Origin of the sequence: Nocardia miyunensis NBRC 108239 (genome assembly GCF_001613065.1) — a bacterium.
Classification (GTDB): domain Bacteria; phylum Actinomycetota; class Actinomycetes; order Mycobacteriales; family Mycobacteriaceae; genus Nocardia; species Nocardia miyunensis.
This window is the reverse complement of sequence record NZ_BDBQ01000090.1, coordinates 66,314-74,366: the sequence shown is the minus strand read 5'-3', so window position 1 is coordinate 74,366 and position 8,053 is coordinate 66,314. Positions and strand designations below refer to the sequence as shown.

Below are 8,053 nucleotides of genomic sequence, written 5' to 3'. Positions count from 1 at the left end.
CCGCAGCGAATACTCCAGATACCGCCGCGATTCGGTCTGGTAGATCATGTCGAGGGTGATCTTGTCCGGCCAGGGCCCGCCGCCGCGCAGATCGTGCCCGGAGGAGAAATGTTTGCCCTCGCCCCGCAATACGATCACCGCCACGTCCTCGTCGGCCGCCGCGCGAGTCCAGGCCTGATCGAGTTCGTCGAGCAGCTCCGGGTTCTGCGCATTGGCGACCTCGGGGCGATTCAGGGTTATGGTCGCGACCTTGTCGGCGACCTCGTAGCGGATCAACAAATCGGGCTCCTCACCTATCTGGGCAGGCCGAGTACGCGCTCGGCGACGATATTGCGCTGAATTTCCGAGGTGCCGCCGGCGATCGTCCCGGCGAAACTTCGCACATACCGCTCGAACCAACTACTGATCATATTGTCGTTGTTGAGCGGATTGAACGGCGCGGTCATCGCCGGATGGTCCAGCCCGTCGATTCCCTTGGCGTACAACGCCGAATCGGCCGCACTCTGCACCGCCTCCGAACCCAGCAGTTTTAGCACCGACAGCGAGGCCACGTCCTGCTCGCCGCGCACCTCGCGGGCCAGCGCCGCCGAACCGAGCAGCCGCAGCGCCTGATTGTCCATCACCAGCGTCGCGTACTGGTCCCGCTCCAGCACCGACTTCGGCCGGAAGTCCTCGATCAGGTCCTGCAACCGGTCCGCGTAACTGAGCCACAGCAGGGTGCGCTCGTGCCCCAGCGACCCGTTGGCCACACCCCAGCCGCCGTTCAGCGGGCCGACCAGGTTCTCGGCGGGCACCCGCACGTTCTCGAAGAACACCTCGTTGAAGTCCAGATCATGCGGACCGCAGATGGAGGCGAACGGCCGCCGGGTCAGGCCGGGCGAATCGGTGGGGATCAGCAGCACGCTGATTCCCTTGTGCTTCGGCGCGTCGGGATCCGTGCGGACGAAGGTGAGCAGCACATCGGAGTCGTGCGCGCCTGAGGTCCACACCTTCTGCCCGTTGACCACGAACTCGTCGCCGTCGCGCACCGCCCGGGTGCGCAGCCCGGCCAGATCCGAGCCCGCCCCCGGCTCGCTCATGCCCAGCGCGGCGGTGATCTCCGCACGCAGAATCCTTCGCGCCCAACGGGTCTTCTGCTCCTCGGTGCCGAAGGACAGCAGCGAGGCGGCGATGATGCCCAGGCCCTGTGGATTGAAGCTCGGGTAGATGCGCCGACGGGACAGCTCCGCCAGGTGGACGTACTGCTGCAGGACTCCGGCATTGCGGCCGCCGAACTCGGGCGGGTTGCCGGGCACCAGCCAGCCGTTGTCGAACAGCAGCCGCTGCCACTCACGCGCCCAGGGCGGGACCTCGGCGCTGGAGATCGGCCGGTCCGCGGCGGCGGCGACCTCGTCGGGCAGATTCTCGGCGAGGAAGGCGGCGAATTCGGCCCGGAACTCCTCGACCTCGGGATCAAAAGTCAGTTGCACGGTACTCCTCGGCGATCAGTGCGCGGTGCTCGGCGGCCCCGCCGAGCAGCAGCTCGCCGGACTTGGCCCGTTTGAGCGCGAACTGCAGGTCGTTCTCCCAGGTGAAGCTCATCGCCCCGAACAGCTGCATGCCGTGCCGGAACACCAGCGCCTGACACTCACCCGCGGCGGCCTTGGCCATGGCCGCGGCCAGTCGTCGGCGCGGATCGTCCTCGCGAATGGTCAGCGCCGCGAAATAGGCCAGGGCGCGCGCTCTTTCGATGGCGATGTGCATATCGGCGGCCTTGTGCTTGACGGCCTGGAACGAGCCGATCGGCACCCCGAACTGCTCGCGGGTGCGCACATGGTCGAGCACCAGATCCAGGACGCGGCGGCACGCGCCGACCATGGTCAGAGCCATCCCGGTCAACGCCACGTGCCGGGCGCGCTCGACGTCGGGGCACAGATAGTTCTCATCCCGCACCCGCACACCGGCCATACTCACCTCGCCGACGTGCAGCACCGGATCGAACACCATGCTGCGGCGGGTACTCGCTTCGGCGGCGGGCACCACGAACACACCCGCCTCGGTCACCACCGCGAACTGCTCGGCGCGATCGCCGTCCAGCACGTGCCGCGCGGTCCCGCTGAGCACCCATCCCCCGGCGTCGCGGAAGGCGGTGATGCCGTCGTAGACGGCGGTGCCGGAGACCTCCGGCTTCGCAAAATCCGGTGCCAGCGGCGCGAATTGGGTCATGGTGGCCAGATACGGGGTCGGATCCGTCGCGTAACCGAGCTCTTCGAGCACGATGCCCAGCTCGACCGCGGCCTCCGGATCGGTCAGCTCGGTCCACCCGTGGCCGATGTAGTTGCGCCACAACGCATCACTGTCGGCCCCCTTGTCGGCGATCTCCCGAATCAGCGCCGGGGGGCACTGTTTGGCCAGGACCTCGCGCACCGTGTCGTGCCACAGCCGCTGGTCGGAGTCGAACTCCAAAAGCATCCGGACAGCCTCCTCGGCCAACTAGTATCTTGCACAGCGAGAATAACATTCTCGCTCAGTGGAAGTAATAGTCTCCACTATGTCGACAAACACGCCACCCAGCAACCCGATGGAAACACGTTCTCCGGTACAGTGCAGTCATGTTCTCTTCACATAACCGAGGAGCAGTGAGCCCGTGAGTGAGCCCGCGAGCACACCGACGACACAGCCGTGGGCGTCCGACGCCGACGAGGTGGGACTGTGAGTAGCCCCAGCGAAGAGCCCGCCTGGAAGCAGCGCGCCGTCGAGCGTTCGCTGCGCACCGCCAAGTTACGCGCCGAGCAGCGCGTACAGCGGTTCCTCGATGCCGCCCAGGCCATCATCACCGAGAAGGGCACCACCGACTTCACCGTCCAGGAGGTCGTGGACCGCTCTCGTCAGTCACTGCGGAGTTTCTATCTGCAGTTCGACGGCAAACACGAACTGCTGCTGGCATTGTTCGAGGATGCGCTGAACCGCACGGCCGATCAGCTGCACGCCGCCGCCGACGCCAAGAGCGATCCGCTGGAGCGGTTGCAGGTCACCGTCGAGTTGCTGTACGAGCTGTGCCGCCCCGATCCGAATGCCCAGCGCCCGCTGTTCACCGACTTCGCACCGCAGTTGCTGGTCTCGCATCCCGCTCAGGTCAAGGTCGCGCACGCGCCGGTGCTTGCGCTGTTCACCGAACTGATGGAACAGGCGCAGGACGCCAAGCAACTGCGCACAGACGCCAATCCGCGCCGCGTGGCGGCCATGGTCATGCAGACGGTCATGTTCACCGCGCAGTCCAACGGCGGCACCGACGAGGAGACCACGCACCCGATCAGCGCGAGCGAGGTCTGGAGCTTCTGCGCACACGGCTTCGCCCGTAAATGAGAATCCTATTCTCAGTCCTCGAGAGTTTCACTTACACTCGGGTGTATGCCCGACCTGTGGAGTGATCTTCTCGCCTGCCTCGAACTGTCGCCCCGGTCGTCCCTCGACGACACGATCGTCTTCGAGGGCGCCAACCAGCAGCTGGAGTACTACCGCGTCTTCGGCGGGCAGCTACTGGGCCAGTTCGTCCGCGCGGCCGCGCTGAGCTGCCCGCACAAGTCGGTCAAATCGGTGCACGCGCTCTTCGCGCGGGAGGGCCGCACCGACGAGCCGATCCGCTATCGGGTGCGCCGCCACCACGAGGGACGCTCGTTCGCCACGGTGAGCATCGTCGCCGAACAGGAATCCGGGGTCGCGGCCACCGCCTCGATCTCGCTGCACGCGCCCGAGGACGGACCGGAGCGCCAGAGCGTCCCCGCAGCCGCCGCGCTGCTCGGCGATGAGCACAAGGCGGAGTGGGGCCTGCTGCCGTGGGAGACCCGCGCGGCCGCCGATCTGGACGACCCCGCTTCCGGGCCACCGGAATTCGAGTTCTGGATGCGCACACCCCAGGTCTCCCCGGAACTCGCCCCGGCGATTCTGGCCTACGCCACCGATCTCAACCTGATAGGTACGGCGCTGCGTCCGCTGGAGGGAATTCGTCAGAGCGGCAACGGAACCGCCTTCCGTTCCGCGGTGACCTCGCACAACCTGTGGTTTCACCGGCCGTTCCGCACCGACGAATGGCTGCTGCTGCGTCAGGACAGTCCGATCACGTCGGGCAGCCGGTGTTTCGGTCGCGGCGATGTGCTCACCGAGGACGGGCAGCTGGTCGCCTCCTACGCACAGGAGGCCATGGTGCGATTCCCGCAGCCGGACATCTCATCGGTGGCGAAGTGAGCAGAGTGATGGAACCGAATTCCTTGCTGGGCAATAACTCCGCGCGCGATCCGAGGCGACCGCGATACCGGGTGGTGCAGTGGGCGACCGGCACGATCGGGGCTCGGGCGCTGCGCGGGGTGATCGAACATCCCGATCTCGAACTCGTCGGCCTGTTCGTGCACTCGGCCGACAAGGCCGGGCGGGACGCGGGCGAATTGTGCGGCCTGCCGCCGACCGGTGTTCTCGCGACCGATGACATCGAGCGGATCATCGATCTGGACGCGGACTGCGTGCTCTACATGCCGCTGCTGTTCGACGGCGAGACGGTGGTCCGCCTGCTCACCGCGGGCGCGAACGTGGTGACCACCTGCGGGGCCTTCCACCATCCCGCGAGTATGGATCCCGCACTGCGCCACCAGGTTCAGCACGCCTGCGGGCTCGGGCGATCCTCGGTGCACAGCACCGGGAGCAGTCCCGGATTCATCAGCGAGGCCGTACCGCTCGTACTGTCCTCGATTCAGCGTCGTCTGGACCGGCTGGCGATCGACGAGTACGCCGACCTGTCCCGACGGGATTCGGCGGCCATGCTGTTCGACATCATGGGCTTCGGCCGCCCGCCGACGGAATTCGACCCCGCCCGAGCCGAATACCTCGCCGCCAGCTTCGGCCCGTCGCTGCGCCTGCTCGGCGATGCGCTCGGCCTGACCGTGGACTCGCTCACCGCGCACGGCGAGGTCGCCACCGCACGCGATACGTTCACCATCGCGGCGGGCACGATCGAGCGGGGAACCGTTGCGGCACAACGCACCACGATCACCGGCATAGTCGGCGACCGTCCCCTGCTGAGCTTCCGCGCCACCTGGTACTGCGGCAAGGACATCGATCCCGCCTGGGATCTGCACGACACCGGCTGGCACATCTCGGTCGAAGGCGACGCCCCGCTCGAGGTCACACTCCATTTCCCGGTCCCGCTGGACCGCATGGCCGAAATCTCCCCCGCCTACACGGCCAACCGCGCCGTGAACGCGATCCCCGCGGTCTGCGCCGCCGAGTCCGGAATCCGCACCACCCTCGACCTACCGCACATCATCACAAAACTGGGCTGAGACTGAACCCGATTGCGGCACAGGACGCTTCACTGGAACAGCCGATCACTCCGCGCAATACTCCTCTCCTCGCGCGAAATGCGAACTCCCCCTGAGGCACTGGACATCGCCGTCCGGAAGCTGGCACACAGTCGGAAATCCCGCCCACGACAAATGCCGGGCACGCACATCAGCACGAGATCGACGCAAACGGTTGCCCCCGTTCATCTTCCCGTGCCGCAAGACGCTGTCGGATTCGGTCGGGGGTAAGGCTCAGTCGGTTACCAGATCTGCGAGCAGTGCATCGACGCGGGAGCGAGCGCGGTCGGCGACGCCTGCGCCGGGGGCGCTGTGGACGCGCCCCTGCTCTATCGCTGTGAGAGCGAGCTCGGCTACTTCGCGGGGAGACAGGATTCCGCCCCGGGCTGCGGCCAGGGTGCGCATCGAGGGAGCCGGGGCGTCGGCGGGCGGGGGTGCGATCGCTCCGAGGGCGGCCGAATTCCGACCGAGGGGTGTGTCCACCAGGCCGGGGCACAGCACTGTTGCGCCCAGGTTCGGCGACGCCTGCTTCAGTTCCAGGTCGAGGGTTTCGGTGAGGCCGACGACCGCGTGCATCGTGCCGGTATAGGGGGTGCGGTCCGGGAGTGGGGCCAGGCCGCCGGAGGAGGCGGTGTTGAGGATGTGGCCCGCACCCCGGGCGATCAGGAGCGGGGCGAAAGCCTTGACGCCGTGGATGACTCCGAGCATCTTGACACCGATCATTCGCTGCCAGGTGCGCGCGTCCTGCTCCCACATCGGGGCCGCCGGGCAGACGACTCCGGCGTTGTTGCAAACCAGGTCCACGCGGCCGTACGCGGCCATGGTGGCCTGGGCCAGCGCCACGACCGAGGACTCGTCGCTCACGTCGGCGACGACGGCGGTGACCTCGGCTCCAGCATCGCGCAGCGCGGCTGCCGCTTCGGTCAGGCCGTCCTGCCGGATATCGGACAGGATCAGGCGGACGTCGCGAGCGGCCAGCGCCTCGGCCAGGCCGTAGCCGATACCACTGGCGCCACCGGTGATGACGGCGACCTGACCCGACCGTATCTGCATCACGGCTCCTTCTCGTCGGAACCCATTGCGATACAACGGGTTCGAGTAAATCACAAGCATGCGGGCGAGCCTTCCCGCAGGCGCTACGCCCGGCGAGTTGCGCAAATCCGGGGCAACCGTCCCACGTGTCCGCGAACACGCTTGAAAATAACGTTCTCAATAAATGTACACATTATTCTCACGCTCGTGAACAGTGCCCGGACCGAATCGAAGGTCTTGCTTTAGCTATATCTTACGATATAAATTGAGAGTGTGAGTCCACGACGACCCCCTCTGGCGGGCGGCATCGGGCCGGGACCGGGGCGGTTCTTCGGGCCCGGTGAACTTCGGCTTGCGTTGCTCGCGCTCATCGCGGAGCAGCCCGGCCACGGTTACGAGCTGATGTCGCGGCTGGAGGATCGGTGCCGCGGCGCGTATCGCCCGAGCGCGGGCGCGGTCTATCCGACCCTCCAGCAGCTCGAGGACGAGGGCCTGGCAACGCTCGAGATCGACAGCGGCAGAAAGGTTTTCCACATCACCGCCGCGGGCCGCGCCGAGGTCGGCGCGCACGGGGAGGCCGTGGAACAGATCTGGGACCGCGCCACCGAACGCGGTGAGTGGGGTATGTTCCGCGATCCCGACGCCGCCGAGATCGTCGGTCCCGCACTGCGTCTGTTCAAGACCGCGGTCTCGGTGATCGTGCACTCACACGGCGACCCGGAGGTCGTCGACCGGGTCCGGGCGGTCCTGACCGAGGCAACCGGAGAGCTCCGGCAGCTGAAGACCGATATCAAACAGGCACACCGGGCTCATCATCAGCAGCGGCGTCGCAGCCGCCGCACCGAGTGATCGCATCTCCCGATACGAAGGTATTCCCATGGTGCACAACGACATTCCCGCGCAGGCGACCATCGCCGAGACCAACCCGCCGACCGGCTCGCCCCGGGGTCTGCGAACCCGCCTGCTCGACCGCTTCTTCCTCGAAGGTCAGGTCCTCGAGACCGAGCAGATCGCCGCGCGCATGCGCCGCATCCGCATCGGCGGCCCGGCCCTGCACGGCCTGAATTGGCTTCCGGGACAGCAGATCCGGATCGCGACCGGCGATCCGGACGCCGAGGGCATCATGGGCCGGATCGGCGATCTGCGCACCTATTCGGTCTGGCATTACGATCCCGACGCCGCCGAGATCCACCTCTGCGTCATGGACCACGGCGAGGGCCCCGGAGCCACGTGGGGCCGCGAAGCGAAACCCGGTCTCGCCGTTCGCTTCCGGGGGCCGGAAGGCTCGCTCACCCTCCGCCCCGACGCCGGGTATCACCTGTTCGCCGGAGAGGAGACCGCCTCGGCCGCCTTCGGCCCGATGCTGCGCGCGGTACCCGGCCACATCCCGGTCTACGGCGCGATCGAAACCGCCACCGAGGCCGATCGCCTCCCCCTGCACCGCGCCGTGGCCCTCACCCGCCCGCTGCGCGGCACCGCGTCGGCCGCCCGGTCGCAGACCCTGCTCGACGCGATCCGCGCCATCGACCTCCCGGCCGAACCCGGCGTCGCCTACCTGGCCGGCGAGGCCCGCACCATCCAGATGATCTCCGGATACCTTGTCCGCGAACGGCATTGGCCCCGCCGGTCGGTGGTCACCAAGCCGTTCTGGACGCCGGGCAAGCGCGGCATGGACTGATGCGCACCCCGAA

General features: G+C 67.4%; 9 protein-coding genes. 5 read left to right on the top strand and 4 right to left on the bottom strand.

The features are described 5' to 3' along the window. The 3 genes from NM2_RS36040 to NM2_RS36030 form a co-directional block, all read right to left on the bottom strand. On the bottom strand, window positions 1–279 hold a 279-nt coding region (locus NM2_RS36040; protein ID WP_174575726.1), incomplete at its 3' end, for an enoyl-CoA hydratase-related protein. 14 nt (window positions 280–293) lie between these two features. Then, window positions 294–1,469, bottom strand: a complete 1,176-nt coding sequence (locus tag NM2_RS36035) for an acyl-CoA dehydrogenase family protein (RefSeq protein ID WP_067678669.1) — start codon at window positions 1,467–1,469, stop codon at window positions 294–296. Next, a complete protein-coding gene (locus tag NM2_RS36030; protein WP_067678711.1) occupies window positions 1,453–2,451 on the bottom strand; it encodes an acyl-CoA dehydrogenase family protein in 999 nt (332 codons plus the stop codon). Before NM2_RS36030 ends, NM2_RS36035 begins: the two co-directional genes overlap by 17 nt. A gap of 240 nt (window positions 2,452–2,691) precedes the next feature. Here NM2_RS36030 and NM2_RS36025 point away from each other — a divergent pair, with 240 nt between their 5' ends. From NM2_RS36025 to NM2_RS36015, 3 genes are read left to right on the top strand one after another with little or no spacing between them, the layout of a single operon-like run. After that, window positions 2,692–3,345: a TetR/AcrR family transcriptional regulator gene (locus tag NM2_RS36025; RefSeq protein WP_067678666.1), complete on the top strand. Its 654-nt coding sequence runs from the start codon at window positions 2,692–2,694 to the stop codon at window positions 3,343–3,345. 45 nt (window positions 3,346–3,390) lie between these two features. Next, window positions 3,391–4,224: an acyl-CoA thioesterase gene (locus tag NM2_RS36020; protein ID WP_067678663.1), complete on the top strand. Its 834-nt coding sequence runs from the start codon at window positions 3,391–3,393 to the stop codon at window positions 4,222–4,224. 8 nt (window positions 4,225–4,232) lie between these two features. Then, the gene (locus NM2_RS36015) at window positions 4,233–5,312 is read left to right on the top strand and encodes an NAD(P)H-dependent amine dehydrogenase family protein (protein WP_067678660.1); all 1,080 of its coding nucleotides are present in this window, start codon (window positions 4,233–4,235) and stop codon (window positions 5,310–5,312) included. Window positions 5,313–5,564: 252 nt separating this feature from the next. Here the strand turns inward: NM2_RS36015 and NM2_RS36010 are convergent, their stop codons facing one another. Beyond that, a complete protein-coding gene (locus NM2_RS36010) occupies window positions 5,565–6,383 on the bottom strand; it encodes an SDR family NAD(P)-dependent oxidoreductase (RefSeq protein WP_067678657.1) in 819 nt (272 codons plus the stop codon). Between the two features lie 252 nt (window positions 6,384–6,635). On the opposite strand from NM2_RS36010, the gene NM2_RS36005 reads away from it, so the two are divergent. Both NM2_RS36005 and NM2_RS36000 read left to right on the top strand, forming a co-directional pair. After that, window positions 6,636–7,211, top strand: coding sequence for a PadR family transcriptional regulator (locus NM2_RS36005; protein WP_157121550.1), 576 nt, complete (start codon window positions 6,636–6,638; stop codon window positions 7,209–7,211). Window positions 7,212–7,239: 28 nt separating this feature from the next. Further along, complete coding sequence (locus tag NM2_RS36000) at window positions 7,240–8,040, top strand: siderophore-interacting protein (RefSeq protein WP_084531918.1); 801 nt, start codon at window positions 7,240–7,242, stop codon at window positions 8,038–8,040. The last annotated feature ends 13 nt before the right edge of the window (window positions 8,041–8,053 follow it).